At 74.7% G+C, this 23,570-nt stretch carries 29 protein-coding genes and 2 pseudogenes; 22 read left to right on the top strand and 9 right to left on the bottom strand.

Translation table 11 applies throughout. The annotated features are described in order from the left end of the window. Nucleotides 1–4 precede the first annotated feature (4 nt). Nucleotides 5–865 (bottom strand): RNA polymerase sigma factor SigJ, encoded by an 861-nt coding sequence (gene sigJ / locus OP18_RS32015; RefSeq protein ID WP_033362837.1) that lies wholly within the window; start codon nucleotides 863–865, stop codon nucleotides 5–7. A gap of 34 nt (nucleotides 866–899) precedes the next feature. Between sigJ and OP18_RS62005 the strand changes: the two genes are divergently transcribed. From OP18_RS62005 to OP18_RS53365, 3 genes are all read left to right on the top strand, one after another. Beyond that, nucleotides 900–1,601 carry an NAD(P)-binding protein gene (locus OP18_RS62005; protein WP_211273736.1) on the top strand — a complete coding sequence of 234 codons (702 nt, stop codon included), beginning with the start codon at nucleotides 900–902 and terminating at the stop codon, nucleotides 1,599–1,601. Between the two features lie 111 nt (nucleotides 1,602–1,712). Next, on the top strand, nucleotides 1,713–1,964 hold the full coding sequence (locus OP18_RS53370) for a glycoside hydrolase family 6 protein (RefSeq protein WP_052387645.1): 252 nt from the start codon (nucleotides 1,713–1,715) through the stop codon (nucleotides 1,962–1,964). After that, nucleotides 1,924–2,406, top strand: a complete 483-nt coding sequence (locus tag OP18_RS53365) for a glycoside hydrolase family 6 protein (protein ID WP_081971289.1) — start codon at nucleotides 1,924–1,926, stop codon at nucleotides 2,404–2,406. The genes OP18_RS53370 and OP18_RS53365 overlap by 41 nt, the downstream gene beginning before the upstream one ends. A gap of 5 nt (nucleotides 2,407–2,411) precedes the next feature. On the opposite strand, the gene OP18_RS32000 is transcribed toward OP18_RS53365, so the two are convergent. Beyond that, nucleotides 2,412–3,044: a GNAT family N-acetyltransferase gene (locus OP18_RS32000; RefSeq protein ID WP_156089946.1), complete on the bottom strand. Its 633-nt coding sequence runs from the start codon at nucleotides 3,042–3,044 to the stop codon at nucleotides 2,412–2,414. 56 nt (nucleotides 3,045–3,100) lie between these two features. On the opposite strand from OP18_RS32000, the gene OP18_RS31995 reads away from it, so the two are divergent. Continuing rightward, nucleotides 3,101–3,505 carry a hypothetical protein gene (locus OP18_RS31995; RefSeq protein WP_033362836.1) on the top strand — a complete coding sequence of 135 codons (405 nt, stop codon included), beginning with the start codon at nucleotides 3,101–3,103 and terminating at the stop codon, nucleotides 3,503–3,505. On the opposite strand, the gene OP18_RS31990 is transcribed toward OP18_RS31995, so the two are convergent. Beyond that, complete coding sequence (locus tag OP18_RS31990; RefSeq protein ID WP_245635597.1) at nucleotides 3,477–5,774, bottom strand: putative bifunctional diguanylate cyclase/phosphodiesterase; 2,298 nt, start codon at nucleotides 5,772–5,774, stop codon at nucleotides 3,477–3,479. The genes OP18_RS31995 and OP18_RS31990 overlap by 29 nt on opposite strands. Before the next feature lie 197 nt (nucleotides 5,775–5,971). Here OP18_RS31990 and OP18_RS31985 point away from each other — a divergent pair, with 197 nt between their 5' ends. The 11 genes and pseudogenes from OP18_RS31985 (at nucleotide 5,972) to OP18_RS31940 (ending at nucleotide 12,123) form a co-directional block, all read left to right on the top strand. Beyond that, on the top strand, nucleotides 5,972–6,439 hold the full coding sequence (locus OP18_RS31985) for an NUDIX hydrolase (RefSeq protein WP_033362835.1): 468 nt from the start codon (nucleotides 5,972–5,974) through the stop codon (nucleotides 6,437–6,439). 57 nt (nucleotides 6,440–6,496) lie between these two features. Then, nucleotides 6,497–6,892: a hypothetical protein gene (locus tag OP18_RS31980; RefSeq protein WP_033362834.1), complete on the top strand. Its 396-nt coding sequence runs from the start codon at nucleotides 6,497–6,499 to the stop codon at nucleotides 6,890–6,892. A 262-nt stretch (nucleotides 6,893–7,154) separates the two neighbouring features. After that, nucleotides 7,155–7,565 (top strand): NUDIX hydrolase, encoded by a 411-nt coding sequence (locus OP18_RS31975; protein WP_033362833.1) that lies wholly within the window; start codon nucleotides 7,155–7,157, stop codon nucleotides 7,563–7,565. 55 nt (nucleotides 7,566–7,620) lie between these two features. Next, nucleotides 7,621–7,929, top strand: coding sequence for an NIPSNAP family protein (locus OP18_RS31970; RefSeq protein WP_033362832.1), 309 nt, complete (start codon nucleotides 7,621–7,623; stop codon nucleotides 7,927–7,929). Between the two features lie 95 nt (nucleotides 7,930–8,024). Next, nucleotides 8,025–8,804, top strand: a complete 780-nt coding sequence (locus tag OP18_RS31965) for a hypothetical protein (RefSeq protein WP_169788975.1) — start codon at nucleotides 8,025–8,027, stop codon at nucleotides 8,802–8,804. Nucleotides 8,805–8,884: 80 nt separating this feature from the next. Beyond that, nucleotides 8,885–9,538, top strand: a complete 654-nt coding sequence (locus OP18_RS31960) for a histidine phosphatase family protein (RefSeq protein WP_052387641.1) — start codon at nucleotides 8,885–8,887, stop codon at nucleotides 9,536–9,538. Nucleotides 9,539–9,632: 94 nt separating this feature from the next. After that, nucleotides 9,633–10,070, top strand: coding sequence for a bifunctional (p)ppGpp synthetase/guanosine-3',5'-bis(diphosphate) 3'-pyrophosphohydrolase (locus OP18_RS31955; RefSeq protein ID WP_033362831.1), 438 nt, complete (start codon nucleotides 9,633–9,635; stop codon nucleotides 10,068–10,070). A 36-nt stretch (nucleotides 10,071–10,106) separates the two neighbouring features. After that, a pseudogene (locus OP18_RS62670) lies at nucleotides 10,107–10,319 on the top strand (IS701 family transposase); the annotation flags it as partial. A gap of 15 nt (nucleotides 10,320–10,334) precedes the next feature. After that, the gene (locus OP18_RS62665; protein WP_425388669.1) at nucleotides 10,335–10,559 is read left to right on the top strand and encodes an HIT family protein; all 225 of its coding nucleotides are present in this window, start codon (nucleotides 10,335–10,337) and stop codon (nucleotides 10,557–10,559) included. Nucleotides 10,560–10,615: 56 nt separating this feature from the next. Beyond that, nucleotides 10,616–11,158, top strand: coding sequence for a hypothetical protein (locus OP18_RS59895; RefSeq protein ID WP_052387639.1), 543 nt, complete (start codon nucleotides 10,616–10,618; stop codon nucleotides 11,156–11,158). A gap of 26 nt (nucleotides 11,159–11,184) precedes the next feature. Continuing rightward, nucleotides 11,185–12,123: a hypothetical protein gene (locus OP18_RS31940; protein WP_156089945.1), complete on the top strand. Its 939-nt coding sequence runs from the start codon at nucleotides 11,185–11,187 to the stop codon at nucleotides 12,121–12,123. Here the strand turns inward: OP18_RS31940 and OP18_RS31935 are convergent. Further along, nucleotides 12,110–12,982: an SDR family NAD(P)-dependent oxidoreductase gene (locus OP18_RS31935; protein ID WP_033362829.1), complete on the bottom strand. Its 873-nt coding sequence runs from the start codon at nucleotides 12,980–12,982 to the stop codon at nucleotides 12,110–12,112. The two genes, OP18_RS31940 and OP18_RS31935, sit on opposite strands and share 14 nt — an antisense overlap. Before the next feature lie 172 nt (nucleotides 12,983–13,154). On the opposite strand from OP18_RS31935, the gene OP18_RS31930 reads away from it, so the two are divergent. Together OP18_RS31930 and OP18_RS31925 are read left to right on the top strand one after the other, a co-directional pair. Then, the gene (locus OP18_RS31930) at nucleotides 13,155–14,033 is read left to right on the top strand and encodes a helix-turn-helix transcriptional regulator (RefSeq protein ID WP_033362828.1); all 879 of its coding nucleotides are present in this window, start codon (nucleotides 13,155–13,157) and stop codon (nucleotides 14,031–14,033) included. 45 nt (nucleotides 14,034–14,078) lie between these two features. After that, nucleotides 14,079–15,704: a methyl-accepting chemotaxis protein gene (locus OP18_RS31925; protein ID WP_052387638.1), complete on the top strand. Its 1,626-nt coding sequence runs from the start codon at nucleotides 14,079–14,081 to the stop codon at nucleotides 15,702–15,704. Between the two features lie 9 nt (nucleotides 15,705–15,713). Here the strand turns inward: OP18_RS31925 and OP18_RS31920 are convergent, their stop codons facing one another. Together OP18_RS31920 and OP18_RS31915 are read right to left on the bottom strand one after the other, a co-directional pair. After that, entirely contained in the window at nucleotides 15,714–16,547 is an 834-nt protein-coding gene (locus OP18_RS31920) for a HEAT repeat domain-containing protein (protein WP_162189867.1), read from the bottom strand. Nucleotides 16,548–16,979: 432 nt separating this feature from the next. Then, on the bottom strand, nucleotides 16,980–17,441 hold the full coding sequence (locus tag OP18_RS31915; protein WP_033362826.1) for a MarR family winged helix-turn-helix transcriptional regulator: 462 nt from the start codon (nucleotides 17,439–17,441) through the stop codon (nucleotides 16,980–16,982). Between the two features lie 81 nt (nucleotides 17,442–17,522). Here OP18_RS31915 and OP18_RS31910 point away from each other — a divergent pair, with 81 nt between their 5' ends. Next, on the top strand, nucleotides 17,523–17,717 hold the full coding sequence (locus tag OP18_RS31910; RefSeq protein WP_156089943.1) for a hypothetical protein: 195 nt from the start codon (nucleotides 17,523–17,525) through the stop codon (nucleotides 17,715–17,717). A gap of 75 nt (nucleotides 17,718–17,792) precedes the next feature. Beyond that, complete coding sequence (locus OP18_RS31905; RefSeq protein WP_245635596.1) at nucleotides 17,793–18,806, top strand: SPASM domain-containing protein; 1,014 nt, start codon at nucleotides 17,793–17,795, stop codon at nucleotides 18,804–18,806. Between the two features lie 220 nt (nucleotides 18,807–19,026). Here the strand turns inward: OP18_RS31905 and OP18_RS51510 are convergent. Both OP18_RS51510 and OP18_RS31890 read right to left on the bottom strand, forming a co-directional pair. Continuing rightward, a pseudogene (locus OP18_RS51510) lies at nucleotides 19,027–19,937 on the bottom strand (glycosyltransferase family 2 protein). Nucleotides 19,938–20,018: 81 nt separating this feature from the next. Beyond that, nucleotides 20,019–21,236: an MFS transporter gene (locus tag OP18_RS31890; protein ID WP_033362823.1), complete on the bottom strand. Its 1,218-nt coding sequence runs from the start codon at nucleotides 21,234–21,236 to the stop codon at nucleotides 20,019–20,021. Between the two features lie 65 nt (nucleotides 21,237–21,301). Between OP18_RS31890 and OP18_RS31885 the strand changes: the two genes are divergently transcribed. The 3 genes from OP18_RS31885 (at nucleotide 21,302) to OP18_RS31875 (ending at nucleotide 23,144) form a co-directional block, all read left to right on the top strand. Further along, nucleotides 21,302–22,270 carry an ArsR/SmtB family transcription factor gene (locus OP18_RS31885; RefSeq protein WP_033362822.1) on the top strand — a complete coding sequence of 323 codons (969 nt, stop codon included), beginning with the start codon at nucleotides 21,302–21,304 and terminating at the stop codon, nucleotides 22,268–22,270. 106 nt (nucleotides 22,271–22,376) lie between these two features. Further along, nucleotides 22,377–22,610 (top strand): hypothetical protein, encoded by a 234-nt coding sequence (locus tag OP18_RS31880; protein WP_033362821.1) that lies wholly within the window; start codon nucleotides 22,377–22,379, stop codon nucleotides 22,608–22,610. A gap of 51 nt (nucleotides 22,611–22,661) precedes the next feature. Next, nucleotides 22,662–23,144, top strand: coding sequence for a response regulator (locus tag OP18_RS31875; RefSeq protein WP_052387635.1), 483 nt, complete (start codon nucleotides 22,662–22,664; stop codon nucleotides 23,142–23,144). On the opposite strand, the gene OP18_RS31870 is transcribed toward OP18_RS31875, so the two are convergent. Continuing rightward, the gene (locus OP18_RS31870; protein ID WP_033362820.1) at nucleotides 23,134–23,520 is read right to left on the bottom strand and encodes a DoxX family protein; all 387 of its coding nucleotides are present in this window, start codon (nucleotides 23,518–23,520) and stop codon (nucleotides 23,134–23,136) included. The two genes, OP18_RS31875 and OP18_RS31870, sit on opposite strands and share 11 nt — an antisense overlap. Between the last annotated feature and the right edge of the window lie 50 nt (nucleotides 23,521–23,570).

Raw genomic sequence — 23,570 nt, 5'->3', positions numbered from 1 at the left:
CGGGCTACGCGAGGCGGCGCAGCTTGGCTGGATCGACCACGAGGTACAGGTCGGTGATCAGGCCGCCGGCGAGGTCGACGGCCAGGACGCCGAGGACCGTACCGCCCAGCTCCAGCACGTAGCCCGGGCCGCCGGCGAGTCGCACCGGGCGGGCCCGCGCCCCGGCGTACCGGCGGCCGAGGCCGGACAGCAGCGTCAGGACCTGCTGCGGGCCGTGGACCGGGCGGCGCGCCGCGAGGACTTCGCCGCCGCCGTCGGATCGCAGCACGACCCGGGGGTCGAGCAGGGCGAGGAGGTCGGTGAGGTCGCCGTCGGCGGTGGCCTTGAGGAACGCGGCGGTGACCCGGCGGTGCTCGTCGGCGGTGACCGGCGTGCGGGGCGGGGCCTCCTGCCTGACCCGGCGGCGGGCCCGGGAGGCGAGCTGCCGGCAGGCGGCGGGGGTGCGGCCGACGACGTCGGCGAGCCGGTCGAAGTCCATGCCGAACACGTCGTGCAGGACGAACGCGACCCGCTCGGCGGGTGACAGGGTCTCCAGGACCAGCAGCACGGCGGTGCGCACCGACTCGCGCAGCGCGACCTCGTTGCCGAGGTCGGTGTCGTCGTAACCGGCGAGCGGCTCCGGCAGCCAGGTGCCGGGGTAGGTCTCGCGGCGGGCGCGGGCCGAGCCGAGCATGTCCAGGCAGATCCGTGAGATGACGGTGGTCAGCCAGGCCCGGGGGTGCTCGAGGTCGTCGGCTCCCGAGGTGTACCGGCGCAGCAGCGTCTCCTGCACGGCGTCCTCGGCGTCCGCGGCGCTGCCGAGCAGTCGGTAGGCGACCGCGAACAGGTACCGGCGGTGCTGCTCGAAGCGCTGCCCGGCGTCCATGTCACACGATTGTGGGCTACGTCGTCTGACCGCCATGCAGAGGATCAGGAACGGGGCATCGCCGAGGGTCACCGTGGTCGGCGGCGGGTTCGCCGGGCTTGTCGCGGCTGTCACCTGCGCCGAGGCCGGCGCGCGCGTGCGGCTGCTGGAGGCGCACCGCACCCTCGGCGGCCGGGCCCGCGCGACGACCGGGCCGTACGTCGCGCATGACGGCCCGCACGTGCTGTACCGCGACGGGCCCTGGTGGCGGTGGCTCGCCGACCGGGACCTGATCGGCGCCGCCGGCGGGGTGCCGGCCGCGGGGCTCGCCGGGTTCCGCTTCCGCCGCGGCGGCCGGTTGCGGCGCACCCCGCCGGCGGCGCTGCTGCCGGTCCTCGCGGCCCGGCGCCGGCGGGCACCGGTCGACGCCGACTTCCGCACCTGGATCCGCGACCGGCACGGCGACCCGGCGGCGGACGCCGCGGCGAACCTCATGGGCGTGGCGACCTTCGACGCCGACCCGGGACGGCTGTCGGCCGCGTTCGTCTGGCCACGCCTGCTGCGGGTCTTCGCGCCGAACCCGCCCGCACAGTACGTCACCGGCGGCTGGAACGGCCTCGTCGACCGGCTCGCCGCGCACGCCCGCACCCTCGGCGGGACCGGCCGGCCGTCGACCGGGGCGACGGCGTGTACCTCGCCGGGGACATGGTCGCCGCGCCCGGGCTGCTCAGCGAGGTGTCGTTCCACAGCGCGGTGACCGCCGCCCGGCTCGCCTGCCGGATGTGACTTTCACCCGGGCCGGCCACCGTCCGCGCTGCGGGCGCACCTGGACGCCGCGCTCGCGCAGGGTACCGGCTACGTCCAGCTGGTGCTCAACGACCTGCCGGGCCGCGACTGCGAACGGGCGTACTCCACCGGCGACTTCGCCCTCGGCGAGCTGACCCGCTACCGGGCCGAGTTCGTCGACCCGTGCACCGAGGCGGCGACCAGCGGCGTGTACGTGCGGGCGCTGCGCTACGCCCCCGACCGGCTGCGCCCGCCGGTCGCGGTGGGCGGACTGGAACACGGTCGTCGACGAGCTGTCCTTCGCGCAGGCGCTGCGGACCCGGCTGGTCGGTGAGGGCTTCGCCACCGGCATCGGCATGCTCATCGACACGTCCCGCAACGGCTGGGGCGGCCCGGCCCGCCCGAGCCTGGCGAGCACGTCGACGAACCGCAACGTGTTCGTCGAGCAGTCCCGCGTCGACCGGCGGTACCGCATCATGAACTGGTGCAACCAGGCCGGCGCCGGGCTGGGGGAGCGGCCCCGATCGGCCCCCGCCGCCGGGATCGACGCCTACGAGTGGATGAAACCGCCGGGGGAGTCCGACGGCTCCAGCGACCCGCTGCGCCCGGACACCGACAACCGGGTCGTGCAGCCGATGTGCGACCCGCTGTACGGCGGCGGGATCCGCAACGGCTACAACCCGACCGGCGCGCTGCCGCTGGCCCCGCCGGCGGGCGAGTGGTTCCCGGCGGCCTTCCGCGGCCTGCTCGCCAACGCCTACCCGCCGCTGCCGTGACGGGGTCAGTGCCCCGCGGTTGAGCCCGCCGGCGCGCCGTAGACGACGATGTCGTCGGCCTCGCCCAGCCGCTTCCAGCCGCACCGGTCGTAGAACGCGACCGCCCCCGGCGCGAACGTGGCGGTGAGCAGCCACGCCGGCCGGTCGGCGACGAGGGCGGTGAGCATGCTCCGGCCGGTGCCCTGCCCGTGCGCGTCGGGGCGCACGGCCAGCTCCAGGACCTCGAACGTGCCGCTGAGGGTGTCCGCGGCACGGTCGCCGACCGCGGCGCGGACGCTGTCGTAGCTGCGGCCGGTCGGGAACGGTGACGGGGTCAGGTAGCCGTAGCCGAACCCGGTGAGGGTGCCGCCGCCGTCACGGGCGACCACGGCCCGGAACCCGGGTTGCCCGGCCTCGTCCGGCAGCCGGTCGGCGAACGCCTGGGCCGCAGCGGGTGGCTCGCTCCACGGCGCCCGGCCGAACACCGCCCGGTAGACGTCGGCGAGCCCGGCGCGCAGGGCGAGGAACCGGGTGGCGTCGAGCAGCTCGGTCATCCGGGCGTGGTCCTTTCCGGGGACGTGGCGGCGCCCGGTCCGGTTGAGGACCATCGCGCCGGGCGCCGCCGCGCCCGTCAATTGCGAGTCTGCCGTAATTGCCATCGAGTTGCAATAAGAGGTGGCCGTACAGTGCGCCGGCGGCCGGACTGGGCATCGTCGTGTGTCTGCCGCCGTCGGCGGGCGCGGACCTGGCCGGCGCGCTCGGCGCCGCGATGGCGCCCTTCGAGGCGATGTGCGGCTACCCGGCCGAACGCGACCAGTGGCAGCCGTGGACGATCGCCGCCAGCCACGGGTTCCGCATGCGGCCGGGCGCCGCGGACGACCCCCGCACCGTGCTGCCGCGGCCGGACGGCACCTGCGCCGGCGGGCCGGGCGAGCTGCTGGACCTGGCCGGCTGGTGGATCGAGCGCAACTACCGGCCGGTGCACGGCGCGTGCGACAGCCTCGCCGGCTGCCCGCACCGCGAGGGGCGCACCGAGCCGTGGACGTGGGTGGACATCGCGGCGTACCTCGAGCGGCTGCCCGGCGACGTGCTCATCGTGCGGCTGCGCTGCCACGTGTGAGGCCCGGCGCCGAGCGCTGCCGGTCGAGCAGCACGCCGAACTCCCCGGCGGTCATCGGCCGGGCCAGGTGGTACCCCTGCCCGACGGTGTAGCCGAGGTCGCGCAGCACCGCCGCCTGTTCGGCGCTCTCCACGCCCTCGGCGACGGTGTCCAGGCCGAGCGCGTGCGCCAGCTGGACCACGGCGCGGGCCACCGCCTGCCGGGCGTCCGCGGCCGCGGGCCGGCCGTCGTCGATCTCGATGCCGTCCACGAACGACTTGTCCAGCTTGACGATCGCGGCGGGGAACGCGCGCAGCAGGCTCAGCGACGACTCGCCCGTGCCGAAGTCGTCCAGCGCCAGGCGGATGCCCATGCGGTCCAGCTCGTACAGGGTGCGCGACACCTGCTGCCCGCGCAGGACCGCGGACTCGGTCACCTCGAGGACCAGCCGCCGGCAGGGCAGGCCGCTGTCGGTGAGGGCGGCGGTCACGTCGGCGACGAAGTCCGGGTCGTGCAGCTGCCGGGCGGACACGTTGAGGCCCGCCTCCTCCAGGGCGTCCGGCCCGTACTCCGCCAGCCACGCGGCCGCCTGGTGGCAGGTCTCGCGCAGCACGTACCGGCCCAGCGGCACGATCAGGCCGGTGCGTTCGGCGGCCGGGATGAACTCGGCCGGGCTGATCACGCCCCGGGTCGGGTGGTGCCAGCGCACCAGGGCCTCGACGCCGATGACCCGGTGGTCGGCGAGGCGCAGGATCGGCTGGTACACCACGCGCAGCTCACCGTCGTCGAGGGCGCGCCGCAGCTCCCCGCCGAGCTGCATGTGCGCCAGCACCGGCTCGCCCATGCCCTCGGTGTAGCGCACGAAGCTCGCCTTGCCGCGCTGTTTCGCCGTGTACATGGCGACGTCGGCGTCGCGCAGCACCGCGTCGACGGTCGCGCCGGGCTGGGCGTCGGCGATGCCGATGCTCGCCTGCACCAGCAGCCGGTGCTCGCTGATGGGCTGGTTGAGCGCGGCGAGGAGCCGGCCGGCCAGCTCCTCCGGGTCGGCGTCGGGGGCGGTGAGCAGCACCGCGAACTCGTCGCCGCCGACGCGCACCGGCAGCCCGTCGTCGCCCACCTCGGCGGCCAGCAGCTGCGCGACCGACACGAGCAGCTGGTCGCCGACGCCGTGGCCGAGCAGGTCGTTGACGGTCTTGAAGTCGTCGAGGTCGACGAGCAGCACCGCCGCGCGGCCGGTCCTGGCCAGGGCGGTGGTGAGCCGTCCGCGGAACAGCGCCCGGTTCGCCAGGCCGGTGAGCCCGTCGTGGCTGACCTGGTACTGCAGCCGCTCCTCCTGCAGCCGGGTGTTGCGCAGCAGCAGCGTGTTCTCCCGGAACGCGAGGAACTGCCGCACCGTGACCAGCCCGGTGACGAGCACGGCGGCGATGACGACGACCCGGCTCGGCCAGTGCAGCGGCGCCCCGCACGCCAACGCCAGCAGCGGCAGGTCCACGGCCACCACCGCCAGGTACGGCAGCAGCACGCCGCTGCGTCCCTGGTCGCGGCGCGGCCCGAGGTCGGCGCGGCGCTGGGCGGCGACCCCGAACGCGACGAGCGCCGGCGCGAACGGCATCACGATCGCCTGCGCGGGCACCCCACCGGCGTACCCGTACTGCACGGCGAGCACCGCGACGATACCGGCGGGGACCCCACCGGCGGCCGCGACGAGCCGGATCGCGGTGCGGTCGACCGGCCCGCCCATCACGTACGAGACCTTCGTCGCGGCGCCGACGGTGACCAGGAACGCCAGCCCGACCAGCACCATCGCCTGCCGGCTCCACGGTTCACGGGCCGACAGCATGGGGGCGAGGCCGACGTACCACAGCACGGCCGTACAGCCGAGGAACGCGATCGTGCGGTCCAGCAGCATCCGCCACCGCTCCGCCCGGCCGGTCGCCGCGACCGGCACCCGCGCGACGGCCCAGATGGCGACGCAGAACCCGATCGCCACGCAGGCCGCGGCCGGCACCGGCATGGTCCGCGTGCGCGCCTGCGCGGCGTGGGTGAGCATGTCCAGCGCCAGCCACGCGTACCCGACGGTGATGACGGTGACGGCGAGCAGCGCGGCGCGCCAGAAGCGGCGGGCCACCGGGGCGAGGTCGCCGCGCCGGGCGAGCCGGTGCACGGCCACGGCCGCGAACACCCCGCCAACGGGCGCGAACGTGTACGCGAGCGCCTCCGTGCCGGCGCCGACGGTGAGATAGGCGACGCACCAGGCGGTGCCGGACACCGCCACCGCGACGGTCGCCACGACGCAACGCCGGACGGTCCGGTCCACACCGGCCCCGGGGCTCGCCGAAGATCGAAGCGCGTCCCGCGTCACGGCCCAGAGACTATCGTGGCGGTTGTGTACCGGATCTCACCCGAACGTTCGACCTTCGCCGATACGCGCATCGACCGCACCGGCGTTCGTGCCGCCGGCCGGCCATGGTCCGACCGGCGGTTCGGATGAGCCTCCGGCTGGCCGCCTACGCCGTGTGCGTCGAGGACGGGCGGGTGTTGCTGGCCCGCCACGTGTCGCCGGCCGGCGACACCACCTGGACCCTTCCCGGCGGCAAGGTGGAGCCCGCCGAGGATCCGTTCGACGCGGTCATCCGCGAGGTCGCGGAGGAGACCGGCTGCGACGCGCTCGTCGAACGGCTGCTCGGTGTGGACTCGCGGGTGATTCCCGCCGCCGAGGCACGGCTCGGCGTCGAGCACCAGAACGTCGGCATCTTCTACCTGGTGCGCATCACCGGTGGCACGCCGCGCCCCGAGCCCGGTGGCGACATCGCCGAGTCGGTCTGGACACCGGTCCCGGACGTGGCCCGCCTGCCCCGCTCGTCGCTGGTCGACGTCGGGCTGGCACTGGCGCGGACCCTGCCCCCGACCGGCCACGTCGCCCCGGTCCCGGTCGGAGGCCTGCTGCGGCACTGAGCCCACCGCGCGACGGCGCCCTTCGGTACGCTGCTGTCTGACCTCGAGGAGCCGCCGATGCCGCACGTGACGCTCTACGCGCTCGAGTCGGAGCTCGCCGGGCACGAACCCGCCGTCATCGGCGCACTGACCGACGCCGTGGTGTCCGTGTACGGCGAATGGGCCCGACCCTCGGTGGACGTCAGGCTGATCGGCATCCCCGCCGGCCGGTGGGCCCGCGGGGGAGCGGCGCTGAGCACGGCCGCGCCGTCGGTCACCTTCGGCATGCGCGAGGAGGTGTTCGCCCGCCCGGACGCGGCGGGCGTCGTCGCCCGTCTCGTGGCCGCGTTCACGGACGCCGTCACCGCCGTCTTCGGCGACGACTGCCGCGACGACGTGCTCGTCGAGCTCGTCGGCCAACCAACCTCCCGGTCCGGCCTCGGCGGGACGGTCATCGCCGACCGCGGGCGGTAAGCGCCGGCGGCTGACGTCAGGCGCGGTCGCGTTCTTCCGTCCTGAACGCGCGCAGCCCGCGCCGGTGGTAGTCCGGCAGGGCGCTGGGATGATCGGCCGACGACGTGTGCTGCCAGACCCGCCCCACCGCCGGCGCCGAGCATGACCCGGGGCCGGAGGTCGAGGTCGTCGGCGACGATCTGCGGGTCTGGCAGGACGGCCGTGGCCGGTGGGCGGGCCGGCACCGCGAACCGGCCCGTGGACGACCTGGCACGATCTTGCCATGGCTACCTATGAGGTCGCGCTCGTGCTCCTTGTCGACCCGTCCGGCGCGGTACTCATGCAGCATCGCGACGCCGAGGCGCCGGTCTCGCCGAACCAGTGGAGTCTGCCCGGCGGCCACATCGAGCCGGGCGAGACGCCCGAACAGGCCGCGCACCGGGAGCTGCTGGAGGAGACGGGCCTGACCGTGGACGAGCTGCGTCCGGTGTGGAGCGGCCCGCGCCCGTACGAGGCGGGCTTCCCGCACACCGTGACGGTGCACGTCTTCCGCGGCACCACCGACGCCGGGCAGGACGACGTGACGCTCGGCGAGGGCCGCGCGATGGTGTTCGTCCCCCGGGAGCGGGCGCTGGATCGCGACCTGGCGAGCACCACCGCCGCCGTCCTGCCGCGCCTCCTCGCCGCGAGCTGATCGTCCCGGCCGGAAACCTGGTGGAGGACGCGCCACGGTTCCGTACGCTGGCGTCGTGATCACCTGCGTCGTGCACTACACCATCGATCCCGGTCAGATCGGGGCGTTCGAACGGTTCGCCCGGGAGTGGATGCGGCTCGTGGCGAAGCACGGGGGCGTCCACCACGGCTACTTCCTGCCGGCCGAGGGCGCCAGCGACCGGGCCGAGGCCCTGTTCAGCTTCGAGAGCCTGGCCGCCTACGAGCGGTACCGATCCAGGTTCGGCAGTGATCCGGAGTTCGTGGCCGCCGACAAGATCCGCGACGAGTCCGGCTGCGTGCTCCGGTACGACCGGACCTTCATGCGGCCGCTCCTGCCGGACTGACCTCCGCGGGCGCCGAGGGCGGCGAACGGTCGCCCGGGCGTGGAAGTTCCACACCGTACAGCGGCATCAATCGATATCTGTCATGCTCTGCCGTCATGTCGACCACCATGAGATTCGCCGCCACCGCGCTGACGGCCGTCGCCGTCCTGGCAGCCGGCGGCGCCGCCAGTGCCAGCAACGGACAGCAGCCCAGAGGGTGTGCCGACCGGACCCTGCTGTTCTGCGAGGACTTCGAGCGGCTGCCGCCCGGCGGGCCGGCCACGCTGGACTGGGGCGTGGACACCAGGCACGGCCTGCTGCGCGTCCAGCAGCAGCGGCACAACCGGGTGCTCAACGTGCACACCGAGGGCAACGGTCGGGCGTTCCTGCGCGTCGACGACTTCGCCGCGCCGGGCAACGCCTTCTACGGCCGGGTCCGGCTGAAGGTCGACGCGTTCCCGACCGCGCCGGACTGGGCCCACTTCACGCTGGTCGAGATCACCGGCAGCGGCAGCAGCGAGGTGGTCCGCCCGGTCGGCGGCCAGTGGGCGCCGCCGTTGCAGGGCTCGTTCTGGGGCGTCGGCGCCGACGGCGGCCCGACCGGCGACTGGACCGACTGGCGGGAGAGCGCGCCGACCACCGCCGACCGGTGGCAGTGCTTCGAGTGGCAGTGGGACCCGGCCGACAACCGCGTGGCGCTGTGGATCGACGGCGTCGCCAGGCCGGACCTCAGCGCCACCACCACCCGGCACGGCGGCAACCCGGTCGACTTCGTCCTGCCGAAGGCCGACACGGTGAAGCTCGGTTGGCAGCTGTACCAGCCGGGCCCGACCCCGGCCCACTTCGACGTGTGGCTGGACGACATCGCACTGGCGACGCGCCGCCTCGGCTGCTGAGCCGCCTTTCGGATGATCCCGAACGGTGCTGGTGGCCAGGCCCACCGGAACCGTTCGGGATCCTGAGAGAGGATCGGGCGGTGCAGACCCGACTGCTCTTCATCCGCCACGGCGAGTCCGTGCACACCGTCGAGGGCTTCATCGGCGGGCCGCGGGCCTGCCGGGGCCTGACCGACCGCGGGCACGACCAGGCCCGCGCCGTCGCCCGGCAGCTGGCCGACGAGCTGCGCGGCGTCCGCCCCGTGGCCGTCTATTCCTCCACGCTGCCGCGTGCCACGCAGACCGCGACCACCATCGCCGCCGCCCTGGAAGTCCCCGCCGAGGAGGACTGCCGCTTGTGTACGTGGCACGTGCCCGCCTACGCCGACGGGCTCACCCACGCGCAGCTGCGGGAGCACGCGATCACCGGCGGCGGGGTGTACCGCCCGTTCCAGCGCGACAACGAGACCTGGGCCGAGCTGGTCACCCGCGGCAGCCGGGCGATCCTCGACATCGCCGAACGCCACGAAGGCTCGACCGTCGTCATCGTCGGGCACTCCGAGACGGTGGAGGTGTCGTTCCACGCGCTGGGGCTGCTGCCGCTGTACCGCTCGTTCGACCTCGCCGTCGGACCCGCCTCGGTGACCGAATGGCGCACCGGCGAACCACCGACCACCTGGCCGCCGCCGCGGTGGACCCTGGCCCGGTTCAACCAGCCCGCTGCCCTGGTACGGCAGCCGCCATTGGCGGTCTGAACTCTCCGGCGCGGACCGGCCAAAACGCCCGCGGGGCGGATCGGCCACTGACTGGTAGCGGCCGGCACCGGTCGGCGTCTGGCACTATGGGCCAATGAGCGACGACGCCGCACTGCTGGAGGAGGCAATCGCCCTGGCCTGCCGTGCCCACCACGGGCAGCGCTATCCGAGCCCCGAGCGGGAGCCGTACATCCAGCACCCATTGCGGGTCATGCTCGCGGTTCGCCCTTTTCGTGCGCAGATGGTCGCGGTGCTTCACGACGTCCTGGAAGAAACCCCGGTAACCACCGCCGACCTGCGGGCCGCCGGGCTTCCTGACGTGGTCGTCGCGGCGGTCGAGGCGATCACTCACCGACCGGAGAACACCTACGAGGAGTACATCGAACAGGTGGCCGGTAACCCGCTGGCTCGCCAGGTGAAGCTCGCCGACCTCGCGGACAACCTCGCCAACAACCAGCGCCTGGCCCGTACGCCGGACGTGGTCGACCGGATCGACCGCTACGAGCGGGCAGTCCGGCGACTGCGCGGCTGAGATCGGTTCCGGCCCGAATCGGTCGCTGTGGCGGCGGTCATCCGCGCGGCCGGGTTGCGCTGGCCGGTGGAAGATTTCGAGTTCAGCGTGGACGGCTTCGGCCTGGACCAGTGCCAGGCCCGGCTGTACACCGCGATTGCCCGTCATGCGGTGCTGGTCATGGCCGCGCTCGCGGTGTGCGCGGTCGCTACCGCCCGGTGGAAGGACCGCACCGTTCCCCAGGCGTCGCCACCGAGAACCCCCGACCAATCTGTCGGGCACACCATGGCACGAGCCCTGCGCCGCTCGACCATGCGCTGCGAGGGGATCAACGTCCTGCTCTGTGACGGCGCAGCCGCCTTCCAGACCGTCTTCCACTTCCACCTGCACGTCATCCCCCGGTACACGGGAGACGGCTGGACCATCAAGGCCACCCCGCCGGAACGCGAACGGTCGCTGCTGGACCGCGACGCGCAAGCCATCCGGGACGCCGTCGCGGCGGCGGGCTGACCGGGACAGCGCGGACGCCGCCGAGTTCGACCCCGGCCGGCTCGTGCTGGCTCACCGTGGTCCGTGACGGCCGGCTGCCTGCACCGGACGGCCAGCCGGGCGACGAATGGCACATCGAGGGTCAGAACTTCGACCCGCGCCTGCGCGCGCACCGGTTCACGCAACATCTCCGGCAGCCACCGCGCCACGTCGGCAGGCAGGTCCTGACGACGGCCGAGCGGGGCGGGCAGAGCTTCGCCGAGCGGTCGTTCGCGGAGCGGCGGCGCACGATCCGGCCGCCGCTGGGACAATCCGGGGGTGGGCGACCCAGGAACGCCGTGGCGCAACACGACGCACGATGGGCGGGCAGCGTGGACGCCGGGCATCTCGCCGAGGTCCGCCGGCAGCCGGCGACGTTCGCGTGGACCCGACGCTACGAGCACGGCGTGCCCGTCACCGACCTGGTCCCCGTCCCCGCCGACGGCGCGACGGGGACGACCGTGCGGTTCCGCGCCGACGCGGCGGTCGGTGCGGCACGGCCGGTGGCGGCGGTTGAGCTGGCCCGCGCCGCCTGGCCCCGGCTGAGCGTGGGGATCCTGGACGAGCGGTTCGCGGCGTGAGCGTGGGCGTACTACCTTCTGTGGGCGTGGGTGCACTCGGGTGGGCTGGGCGGAACTTCGTGGCGGGGCCGGCGCTGTCGCTGCTCGACGGGCGGGTCACCGTCGCGCCGCCGGAAGGGGCGCGGGTCGAGGCGCGGCAGCAGTCGCTGATGGGGGTGGCGACGTCCGACCGGTCGGAGACCCGCGTGGTGTACGACCTGGACGGGGAGCGGCTGGTGCTGCTCGCGACCGAGCTGTTCCGCACGGTGCCCGGGGACCTCGCCGCACACGTCGGCGCGGTCGTGGCGTCCTGGCCGCTGCCCGCCGGGCAGCAGCTCACCGGCCTTCCCGTGGCGGGCGACGCGGTCGCCTACGGGTACCGGCCGCTGGACACCGGCCGCCGGGCCGTCCCGGTGGCCGACGCGTTCGTGCGGACCGGCGACACGAGCGTCGTCCGGGTGCAGCTGTTCGCGTCGCCGAACGCCGTCGACGACCCCGACGGGCTCGCCGCGCTCGCCGCGGGGATCCTGGCCACCGTCGCCCCGGGCGGCCGCGGGTCCGGCGCGGCGGCGGGGACCAGGACCCTGACCGGGCTCGACGGCACGCCGGTCCTCGCATTGGACGCGCCGGCCGGGTGGGTGGCGTTCCAGGAGGCCGGACTGTCGTTCGTCGTGCTGCGTCTGTACCGGATGACCCCGCTGGGCGGGCCCTCCGTGTCGGCGAGCGTGTACCGGGGCAGCGCACCGTCGCTGGTGCACACCGCGTTCCCGGCGGAAGCGGTGACCCGGACCGGCGGGCGGCTGCTCGGCCTGCCGACGGATTGGGTGCACGTGTTCCCGAAGGAGCCCGGCACCCCGCCGCGGCACCTGCGGGAGGCGCTCGTCGAGGCCGACCACGGCCAGCTCGTCCACGCCCTGGCCGACACGGAGGACCCTGCCTACGAGCGGGAGATCGACGCTCTGCTGGCCTCCATCAGGCGGTGCTGACAGCGCCGGTGATGTCGGTGGTGAGCGCCAGGGCGTGGCCGGCCGACAGGTCGGCGGTGAGCGCCCGGACCTGGGCGGTGGCCAGGTCGTGGGCGTCGGAGCCGAGCACCTGGTGCAGCGGTGCCGTCCCCTCCCGCGCGACGGCGATGATCGCCGCGGCGGCCCGCGCGGGGTCGCCGAGCTGGGTGCCGGGCATGGCGAGGTGGGCGTCGGTCATCGTCCGGATGCCGTCGTAGCCGTCGGCGACCCGCGACGGCAGGCGCAGGTTGTCGGTGTGCAGGAAGTCGGTGCGCAGGTAGCCCGGCTCGATCAGGTTGACCCGGATGCCGAGGTCGGCGACCTCCGCGGCGAGGGCGGCGGTCAGGCCCTCCACGGCGTACTTCGCCGCGCAGTACGCGCCCCAGCCCGGGAACGCGGTCAGCCCGAGGATCGAGGAGACGGTGATGATGTGGCCGCTGCGCCGTTCGCGCATGCCGGGCAGCACGGCGCGCAGGACGTTCCACGCGCCGAAGACCTGGACGTCGAACATGGCGCGGGCCTCGGCGTCGGTGACCTCCTCGACGGCGGCGAGCAGGCCGTAGCCGGCGTTGTTGACCACGACGTCGATCGCGCCGAACCGGTCGGTGGCGGCGGTGACGGCGGCGGCGACGTCCCGCTCGTCGGCGAGCTGGACGGGCAGCGCCAGCAGCCGGTCGGTGCCGGCGGCGGCGCCGAGCGCGGCGTGCAGCCGGTCGGTCGAGCGGGTGGTCGCCGCGACCCGGTCGCCGCGCCGCAGCAGCTGCCCGACCAGCTCGAGCCCGAGCCCGTGCGAGGCGCCGGTGACGATCCAGGTGGCGGGTCCGGTGGTGGGGTACGGCATGAGGTGCTCCTTCAAGGTGCAGCTGGGACTTGACGGTCCCCGGTGGGACGCCACCCATGCTGCAAGCGGACACCCGCCCCCGGACACGGCCGGACCGGCCCAGCCCTGCCTGGGAACGGCATGCCCACCCAACCGGTGGGCGGCGGGCCACCGGGGCGGGAGCATGGAGGGCATGGCCGGGCGTACAGATCTGGGAGACTTCCTGCGGGCGTGCCGGGCGGCCACGAGCCCGTCCGCCGTGGGCGTCGCCGACGGCACGGGCGCCGGCCGGCGGGTGCGGGGGCTGCGCCGCGAGGAGGTCGCCCGGCTCGCCGGGGTGAGCGTCGACTACTACACGCGCCTCGAGCAGGGCCGGCACGCCAGCCCGTCGGAAGCGGTCCTCGACGCCCTCGCCCGCGTGTTCGGGCTCGACGCGGCCGCCCGGGCCCACCTCAGCGACCTGGCCCGGCCGGCCCGGCACCGCGCGGGGGAGCCGCCGGCGCAGCGGGTCCGCCCGGCGATGCAGCAGATGATCGCCTCCATGGTCGACCACCCGGCGCTCATCATCGGCCGCCGCACCGACGTCCTGGCGTCCAACACCCTGGCGCGGGCCCTGCTCACCGACTGGACGCAGCTGCCGCCCCGGCACCGCAACTACACCCGCTGGATCTTCCTCGACCCGGCGGCCAGGGCCGCGTTCCGCGACTGGCCGACCGTCGCCGCCGAGGTCGTGGGGACGCTGCGTCGGTACGCCGGCCGCCACCCCGACGATCCGCGGCTGACCGAGCTCGTCGACGAGCTGGCCGTGCAGAGCCCGCAGTTCCGGACCTGGTGGAACGGTCACCAGGTGCATGAACGCACCCACGGCACGAAGCACATGGCGCACCCCGCGGTCGGTCCGATCACCATCCGGTACGAGGCGCTGACCCTGCCGGGCGACGAGGACCAGACCCTGTTCATCTACACCGCGGACCCCGGCAGCCCGTCGCATGACAACCTGCGCCTGCTCGCGCTGTGGGCCGCGCAGCAGCCGCACCCGGGCGACCGGAGCCTGCAGACGCGCCGATCATGATGAATTTGCGCCCGTGCAAACGAGGCGACTCCTTACCGTACATGTGTGAGCACGCAGTCACATTCAGTGCCGGGCGCCGGCCGGAGCAACTGGTTCGCCGACCGTGGGGTCCAGACGAAGATCCTCACCGGCATCGCGGTCGCCGCGCTGGTGGCGCTCGTCGTCGGGGTCATCGGGCTGGTGGCGCTGTCCGACGCGAGCGCGCGGGCGCAGCGCCTGTACGCCAGTAACGTGGCCAGCGTCAGCGCCGTCGGGCAGATCAAGGCCGCGGCCCTGCAGGCGCGGGTCGACCTGGCGAACCAGGCGATCTCGCAGGACGCGTCGACGGTCGCGAAGTTCGCCGACGCGTTCGAGCAGGACCTGGGCGCCTTCGACGCGGCGATGACCACCTACCGGGGCAGCTTCCCGGCCGGGGACCCGCAGGTGATCGACCACCTGCAGGCGACCTGGCAGAGCTGGGTCCAGATCGCCAGGGCGAAGCAGCTGCCCGCGGGCGCGGCCAACGACATGGCGGGATGGCAGCGGGTTCGCGACACCGAGCTGGCGCCGGTGATCACGGCGCTCTACCAGGACATCGACAAGCTCGCCGCGGCCGAGACCGCCGACGCCGCGAAGTCCGCGGCCGCCGCCCGCAACGGCTACGAGACCAGCCGTACCCGCTCCGTCGCCGTGCTGGTCGTCGGGATCCTGCTCGCCCTCGGCGTCGGGCTGTTCGTCGCCCGGGGCATCGTGCGGCCGCTCGCCCGCGTGCAGGCGGTGTGCGAGGGCCTGGAGCGCGGCGACCTGACCGGCACGGCGGGGCTGGCGTCGGCGGACGAGCCGGGCCGGATGGGGCGGGCGCTGGACAGTGCGATGGTCCGCCTGCGGCAGACGATCGTCACCATCGACGGCTCCGCCACGTCCCTCGCGGGCGCGGCGGAGGAGCTGACCGGCGTCACCACCCAGATCTCCTCGTCGGCCGAGGAGGCGTCCGCGCAGGCGCAGGCCGTCTCCGCCGCGGCGGAGGAGGTGTCGCGCAGCGTGGACACCGTCTCCGCCGGCAGCGAGCAGATGGGTGCCTCCATCCGCGAGATCTCCCAGAACGCCGCCGAGGCCGCCCGGGTCGCCAGCGAGGCGGTGGCCGTCACGGTCGCGACCTCCTCGACGATGGGCAAGCTCGGCGAGTCCTCCGCCGAGATCGGCAACGTCGTGAAGGTCATCACCTCGATCGCGGAGCAGACGAACCTGCTGGCGCTCAACGCCACCATCGAGGCGGCCCGGGCCGGGGACGCCGGCAAGGGCTTCGCGGTGGTCGCCTCCGAGGTCAAGGACCTGGCCCAGGAGACCGCCCGGGCGACCGAGGACATCGCCCGGCGGGTCGAGGCGATCCAGGGCGACACCGCCGGCGCGGTCCACGCCATCGAGCAGATCTCGCAGGTGATCAGCCGGATCAGCGACTTCCAGACGACGATCGCCTCGGCGGTCGAGCAGCAGACCGCGACCACCGGCGAGATGACCCGCAGCGTGTCCGAGGCCGCCTCCGGCGTCGGGGAGATCGCCGCGAACATCACCGGCGTCGCCGAGGCATCCCGCATCACCAGCCAGGGCGTCACCGAGTCGCAGCAGGCCACCAACGAGCTGGCCCGCATGTCCTCGGAGCTGTCGGCGCTCGTGTCGAGCTTCCGGTACTGAACCGGGCGGTCAGTGCGGCCCGGTGCCGTAGCGGGCGAGGGCGCGGGCCAGCTCCGCGGGCGGCTCCGCGTCCGGTGTGTCGCGGGTGTACGTGTCGCGCTCGGCCGCCAGGTGCGGCAGCAGCCTCGGGTCGCCGGTCGCGGCGGCCAGCGCGTACAGGGCCTCGACGAGGACCGTCCGGTCGCCCTCGGGCTCCGGGGCGGTCAGGTGCCGCAGCAGCTGCGGCAGGGCTCGCTGGTCGCCGCGGACGGCCAGGCCGTGGATCGCCTCGGTGAGGGTGTCGGGGTCGTCGTCGCCGAGGCGGGCGGCCAGCGCCGCGCGCAGCTCCGGGAAGTCCGCGTCGGTCTGGCGGGCCAGGCCGAACGTCGCCCAGTCGCGCACGTCGTCGTCCGGATCGGCGGACAGGCTGATCAGCGCGTCCAGCGCCGGCCGCTGCGGGCGGCCCAGCAGGCCGAACACGACGCCGCGGCGCACGTCGACGTCGGGGTGCGCGCGCAGCCGCACGAGGGGCTCGACGCTGCGTTCGTCGCCGATGTGGCCTAGGCCGACGGCGATCGAGTTGAGCACGTCCGGATGCTCCTCGTGCTCGATCATCGCCAGCAGGATGGTCAGGGCGGCGGAGTGGAACGGGCCGTCGGTCGCCGCCCTGCCGGGTCCGGCGCCGAGCTGGCCGAGCACGTCGGCGGCCAGCTCGCGGTGGGACGGCTCGGGGTCGTGCCGGAGCCGGTCGGCGAGGTCGAGCGCCTCCTGGCCGCCGCTGACGTGGAGCTGGGTGACGAGCTCCCACCGGCGGTCCGCGTCGGCCTGGAGCGCTTCGTGCATGACCTGCGCGACGGGTTGCATGCCGCTCATCGTGGGTCGTCGGGGCCTGCGCCGCAACGCCCGCGGGCGGCGAACGGGCAGGATTGGCGCATGGTGGACGCTCCGGCACCGGACTGTTGGCTGCACGACGATGTGGCGGTACACGCCTCGGCGATCGCCGGGGAAGGGTTGTTCGCCGTCGCGCCGATCGCCGCCGGGACGGCTGCGATCCGAACCTGTGGTGGATCGACGCGTACACCCTGGCGGCCCGGCGGGACATCGCGGCAGCGGAGGAGCTGACGAACGACTGTGCGACCAGCACCGCCGACGCCACCTTCCCGCTGGAGTGCCGGTGCGGTGCGCCGGGGTGCCGCGGGGTGGTGACCGGCGGGGACTGGCGCCGGCCCGAGCTGCGGCAGCGGTACGGCCGGCACTGGGTGCCGGCATGGCTCGCGCTGATCGACGGGGAGCCGGTCACAGCTCGCGGGTGACCTCGATGACGCGGGTGAGGGCGGCGTGCAGCCGCAGCAGCTCGTCGAGGGGCATGCCGAGCCGGTCGACGACGGCCGCCGGGATCTTCTCCGCCTCGGCGCGCAGCGCCTGACCGGTCTCGGTCAGGGTGACGGCGAGGGTCCGCTCGTCCTGCGGCGCCCGCTGCCGGCGCACCAGACCCGCCGCCTCCAGGCGCTTGAGCAGCGGTGACAAGGTGCCCGGGTCGAGCTGCAGCAGCCGGCTGAGGTCCTTGACCGACAGCGGTGAGTGCTGCCACAGGGCGAGCATCACCAGGTACTGCGGGTGGGTGAGGCCCATCGGCTCCAGCAGCGGGCGGTAGAGCGCGATGACGTTGCGCGAGGCGACGGCCAGGGCGAAGCACACCTGCTGATCCAGGGCGAGGGGGTCGCGGCCTTCCGCCGTGAGGTCTGCGGTGCGGGTCACGTCGTTCAGTATTCCTCGCGTCTCGCCGGCGTGTCACACTGATGGTACCCCAATAGTTGGTACACCAAGGAAGTGGCGGCCATGTTCAAGCGTTCCCGTGCCGGGCAACCGAAGCCGAAGAAGGACCGCGTCGGCGAGTTCTTCTTCCAGATCTTCGGCCCCGCGACCGTCGAAGGGGCGATCCAGGGCTGGAGCCCGCAGGCCCGCGACCAGTACAAGCAGATGCGGGAGCGGCAGAAGCGGGCCGCGGAGGCGCGCCGGCAGCCCGGCGGGTAGCCGCCGCCGGGTGTTTTCGGGTCCTCGGCGCGGGTAGCCGGTGCGCAGGACGCCCACGAGGACACGGAGGTCGCGGTGACGGCAGTCGCACACCCCGCGCGCGTGCTCGACCTGTGCCCACCCCTGCCCGACGCGCTGCAGGTCGAGGTCACCTCGGCGTGCAACCTGCGCTGCGCGATGTGCCTGGTGCGGTACCGGCCACCGGTCAACAAGATCACCGGGGCGATGCCGATGGTGATGTTCGAGCGCCTGATCGGCGACCTGCCCGACCTGCGGCAGCTCACGCTGCAGGGGCTGGGTGAGCCGCTGCTGGCCCCGGACCTGCTGGCGATGATCCGGCTCGCCAAGGGCGGCGGTGCGCGGGTCGGCTTCAACTCCAACGCGACGCTGCTCAACGCCCGCCGCGCCGCGGAGCTCGTCGACTCCGGCGTGGACTGGCTGCACGTGTCCCTCGACGGCGCCGACGCCGGCGCGTTCGAGGCGATCCGCGACGGCGCGTCCTTCGACACCGTGGTGGGCAACCTCGCCGGCCTGGTCGCGGCGAAACGGGCCGCCGGCAGCGACACCCCGTGGATCCGGGTGGTGTTCGTCGCGATGCGCCGCAACGTCGCCCAGCTGCCCGACCTGGTGGCGCTGCTGGGCCGCATCGGCGTGGCGGAGCTGCGGGTGCAGAACCTCTCGCACACCTTCGGCGACACCGACCCGTCCGGCGCCTACCGCGAGATCCGTGACTACGCCGCCGCCGAGGCGCTGTGGACGGGTGAGGACCGGGCGGCCGCCGACGCCGCGTTCGCCGCCGCCCGCCGCGCCGCCAAGGACCACGGCGTCATGCTGCGGCTGCCCAGCACCGGCCCGCACCCCGGCGGCTGCACGTGGCCGTGGGACGCCGCGTACGTGACCAGCGACGGCGTCGTCCAGCCGTGCTGCATGGTGATGGGTGACGACCGGGTGGCCCTCGGCCGCCTCGACGAGCAGTCGTTCCCCGAGATCTGGTCCGGCGCCCACTACCAGGAGTTCCGCCGCCGCCTGGCCGGCGACGACCCGCCGGACGTGTGCCGCGGCTGTGCCCTGTACCAGGGCACGTTCTGACCGGGATCAGGGCCCGGGCCGGGTTGCCGCAGCAGCGTCACGGCCTCCTCGACCCGGCCGAGGTCGATGGGCAGCTCCGCCCGCTGCCGGTGCGCGGCCACGCACCGCAGTCCCGCGTCACCGGCGCCTCGAGGCGGGCGGTCGGCAGCGCGGCCGCCTCCTCGTCGCGGCCCACGACCTGCGCCACGTCGACCAGCGCGGCGGCGGCGGTCCATCCCGCCTATGATCTGGCCGGCTCCTCCGTCCGTCCGGCGGTGCTGTAGCCGGCGGCGCGTTCGCCGGCGGCGAGGGCGGCCAGCTCGTCCTCGACGTCCGCCGGCACCGGGCGGCGGCGGGCCAGCGCGGCCGGCAGTCGCGCCGCCAGCCCGGCCGCCGCGCGCCGGGCCGCGGGGTCGGTGCGGGCCGCGCCCAGCAGCGCCGCCGACAGCTGCGCGGCGACGGCCAGCGGGCGGCGCATCCACGCGGTCAGCGCGGCGTTGCGCGCCGCGAGGGCCCGCTTGCCGGCCCGGCCGTTGCCGGGCGCCGGGTGGTGGTGGGCGACGACGTCGTCGCAGTACGCCAGCCCGCGGCCGGCGACGCGCAGGTCGAGCGCTACCCGCGCCTCCTCACCCATGAAGAACACGACCGGGTCGAAGCCGCCCACGGCGAGGAAGTCGGCGCGGCGCACCACCGCGGCGCAGGCGAGGAACCCGAGCACGGACGGGCCCGGCAGGTCGGCGGCCTCGCCGAGCGGGCCGGTGGCCATGAACGCCGCCATCGGGTCCAGGCGCTCCCGCGGTCCGACGAGGGTCCGGGCGGCGAGCAGCGCCAGGCGCGGTGCCGCGTCGAGGTGCGCGGCCGCCCGGTCGAGCGCGCCGGGCGCCCACCACGAGTCGTCGTCGGCGAACGCCACGTAGGGCGTGCCGGCCGCCGCCACCCCGTGGTTGCGGGCGACCGCGCCGGCGTTGCGCCGCAGCGGCACGACCAGTACCTGCGGAACTGTTCGGCGAGCAGGTCCGGCATGCCGTCGGTGGAGCCGTTGTCGACCACCACGACCGGGGGCGCGTCGCCGTGCCCGGTGAGCAGGCGCAGCGTCCGCTGCAGGCCGGGCCAGCGGTTGCGGGTGGCGATCACGACGGTCACCTTGTGCATGGCGTCCCCTGTGTCCCGGCCGCGGCGGCTCAAACACCGTCGTGCCGCCGGCGGCGGAAACGCCGTCGTGCCGCCGGCGGCTCAAACGCTGTCGTGCCGCGGGCGGCGCAGGGACGGCGCCACCAGGACCGTGGCCGCGCCGGCGACCGCGATGGCCACCGCCGGTGAGGTCACCTCGGCGACGGCGCCGAGGACGAGCGGGCCGACGCCCTGCAGCGCCATCAGGCCGGTGGACAGCAGCGCGAACAGCTGACCGCGGCGGTCTTCCGGGGCCGCGGCGAGGAACGCCCGTTGCAGGCCCAGCCCGTACGCGAACCCGGTGCCCGCCACGACGAGCAGCCCGACGGCGACCGGCAGCGGTGGCCCGGCGAGCAGCGCGATCAGTGGCGTGCCGAGCACCAGCAGGAACCAGGGGGAGGAGCGTTCCCGCAGCGACGGGCGCATGCACCGGCCGGCGCCGAAGTTGCCGGCGAGCATGCCCAGCGCGGGAGCTGCCATCAGCAGCGCGCCGCTGCCGGCGGCGAAGCCCCGGCCGGCGCCGTACGCGACGAGCAGCGCCTCGGCGCCCGCGGCGAGCGCCGACGGCAACCACTGCGCCAGCAGCAGCCGCCGGATGGTCCGGTCCGACAGCAGCGCGACGGCGCCGGTCCAGCTGTCCCGCACCGCGCCGCCCCGGCCGGCGCCGTCCTTTGCGCCGGCCCCCGACGCGCCGGCCGCGGGCAGGCCGAACCGGACGATGACGGCGGCGGCCACGTGGCAGCCGGCCGCGCACAGCAGCGCCGTACGGGCGCCGAGGGTGGCGACCGCGACGCCGCCGCCGGCCAGGCCGAGCAGCTGCGCCGTGGACGAGGACATGTTCGACACGGACCGGCCCAGCACGTACGCGTCGCCGGTCAACCGTTCCGCGATCACCCGGGCCGCGGCGCCGGCGAACACCGGGGTACCGCAGGCGACGACCGCGACAAGGGTGAGGCTCGCCGCCACCGGCAGATCGAGCCAGCCCAGGGCGGCGGCGAGCCCGGCCTCCACCGTGTAGCCGGCCACGATCAGCGGTCGCGGGCTCAGCCGGTCGGTCAGCGAGCCCAGCAGCATCCCGCCGACGACCTGCGGCAGGAACCCCGCCCCGAACGCCAGCGCGCTCAGCAGCGGCGAGCCGGTGCCGGCGTACACGAGCACGGACAGCGCGAAGATCTGCAGGGAGGTGGCGCCGATCGCCAGCGTACGGGCGGTGAACAGGGCCCGGAACGACGGCTCCGCGAACACTTCGCGGTAGGTGGCCGGGCGGTCGACGACGGTCATGCCAGCAGCCTGCGGGCCCGGCTGGACGGCCACGAATGATTCGTCCTGTGGCGTAAGGTCGGGGCATGCTGCGGTTCGTGGTCGGCGCTGAGGACCTGCTGCGCACCCGGTTCGCGCTGTCACCGGTCTTCGAGCTGCACCACCTGATCCGCGCCCTGGCCGGCCCGGACCGGCAGGGCGTGCCGCAGGCGTGGCTGGACCGGCTGCGGCCCCGGTTCGCGTCGCTGCGCGCCGACCCGGCCCTGGACGCCGTCCTGGCCCTGCACGGGCCCGGGTCCGGGGCGACCTTCTTCTCCCCGCCGCCGCGCGGGCTCGACCAGAGCATCGACGACGACCTCGCCGCGCTGCGCGCCGCCCCACCCGCCGAGGCCCGCGCCGAGATCGACTTCTACCTGCGGCGGCGTGCCGTGCCGCCGGCCGCGCGCGCGGTCCTCACCGCACCCGACGTCCTGGACCGCCTCGCCGCACTGCTCGCCGCCGCGTGGACGGCGCTGCTCGCCGACGACTGGCCACGGCTGCGGCTGCTGTGCGAGCGCGACGTGGTGCACCGCGTCGCCGCGCTCGGCCGGGCCGGCTGGGCCGCCGCCCTCGCCGGCCTGCATCCGAAGGTCCGGTGGCGCGACGGCGGCATCGACGTGCTCGTGCGGTCCCGCGGCGAGACCGCCCTCGACGGCGCGGGGCTGCTGCTGGTGCCGTCGGTGTTCGTGTGGCCGCAGCTGGCCGTGTACGCCGACGCGCCGTGGCCCAAGGCGATCGTGTACCCGGCCCGCGGCGTCGCGACGCTGCTGGAGCACGGCCCGCCGTCGGCGCCGGCGCACCTGTCGGCGCTGCTGGGCCGCTCCCGGGCGCTGCTGCTGGTCACCCTCGCCGACCCGGCGAGCACCAGCCAGCTCGCCCGCGCCCTCGGCATGGCCACCGGCGCCGTCGGCGACCACCTCGCCGTCCTGCACCGATCGAGGCTCGTCGAACGCGCCAGGTCCGGCCGGTCGGTGCTCTATCGACGCACCCCGCTCGGCGACAGCCTCGTCGGCTGAGCCGGTTGTCGTCGAGCTGTCATATTTCCGAAGGATTGTCGCCATGCCACCGCGTGACCATTGGGGCAGTTGACCTGCCGCCGTTCGAGGTGTACGGAGGACCGCCATGACAGCGGTGCACGGGCCGGACGGGACCGACTTCAGCCTTCGCTGCGACGGCTGCGGCCTGCTGCTGCGCGGCCTCGGCGCCGTGCTGCACCGGTGGGACCTGGCGTGGAGCGTGCTGCGCCGGCACGGGTGGATCGGCGCGCGCACCGCCGACGGCCCCCACGGCTGCCCCCGGTGCGTGCGGCACGGCACGTCGACGGTCCATGACGACCTGCCGGACCGGCACACTTGACCGGCCGATCGTGCGTGCCGCCCACCGCGTCCGGGACGGTACCGTCGGCTGGTGAACGACGGCCTGCTCGTGAACCGTGACCAGCCGCCGCTGCAGGTGCTCGTCGTCGAGGACGACCTCGGTGACGTGGCGCTGGTGGAGAGCGCCTTCGCCGATCACAGCATCGGCAGCCAGCTGCACCACGTCGCCGACGGCGGTGAGGCCCTCGCGTTCCTGCGGCGCCAGCCCCCGTACGCCGACGCGCCCCGCCCGGATCTGATCATGCTGGACCTGAACATGCCCCGCGTCGACGGCCGGCAGACACTGACGGCGATCAAGGCCGACGAGGACCTCAAGTCGATCCCGACGATCGTGTTCACCACCTCGGCGGCCGCGGACGACGTGGCGGCCAGCTACACCGCCCACGCCAACGCGTACGTCACCAAACCCATCAACCTCGACGACTACGACCGGGTCGTCATGCAGATCCGCAACTTCTACGGCCACACCGCGGCCCTGCCGCGCCGCACGCCCGAGGCCCCGGTCAGCCGGTGAACTGTCCGGGGCCGAAACGCCCCCACGCCACGAAGATCGCCAGGGCCAGATAGAGCAGGTCGGGCACGATCGTGGCCCGCTCGCCCCGGCGCAGCCGCATCGTCGCCGCGCCGGCGAACAGGGCCGCCACGCACGTTGCCGTGACCGGCACCAGGACCGGCGCCACGTCCAGCGCGGCGGGCAGGATCAGCCCCGCCGCGGCCAGCAGCTCAAGGGCGCCGATGACCCTGAGCCGGACGGGGCTGAAGTCCAGCACCCACTGCGCGGCGGGCCCGCCCATCGCCGCGATCCGCTCCCGCGGCACCACCATCTTCGACGTACTGACCAGCAGGACCGCGGCGAGCAGCCCGGCGGCGATCCACAGTGCGACGTGCATGAGAAGCTCCTGTCCGGCGTCGGTTCGTGACGCCCATCCAGATGCCGCCG

Source organism: Dactylosporangium aurantiacum, assembly GCF_000716715.1.
Taxonomy (GTDB): Bacteria; Actinomycetota; Actinomycetes; order Mycobacteriales; family Micromonosporaceae; genus Dactylosporangium; species Dactylosporangium aurantiacum.
Note: the sequence above shows the minus strand (reverse complement) of the source record. Positions and strands in the feature narration are given on the sequence as shown.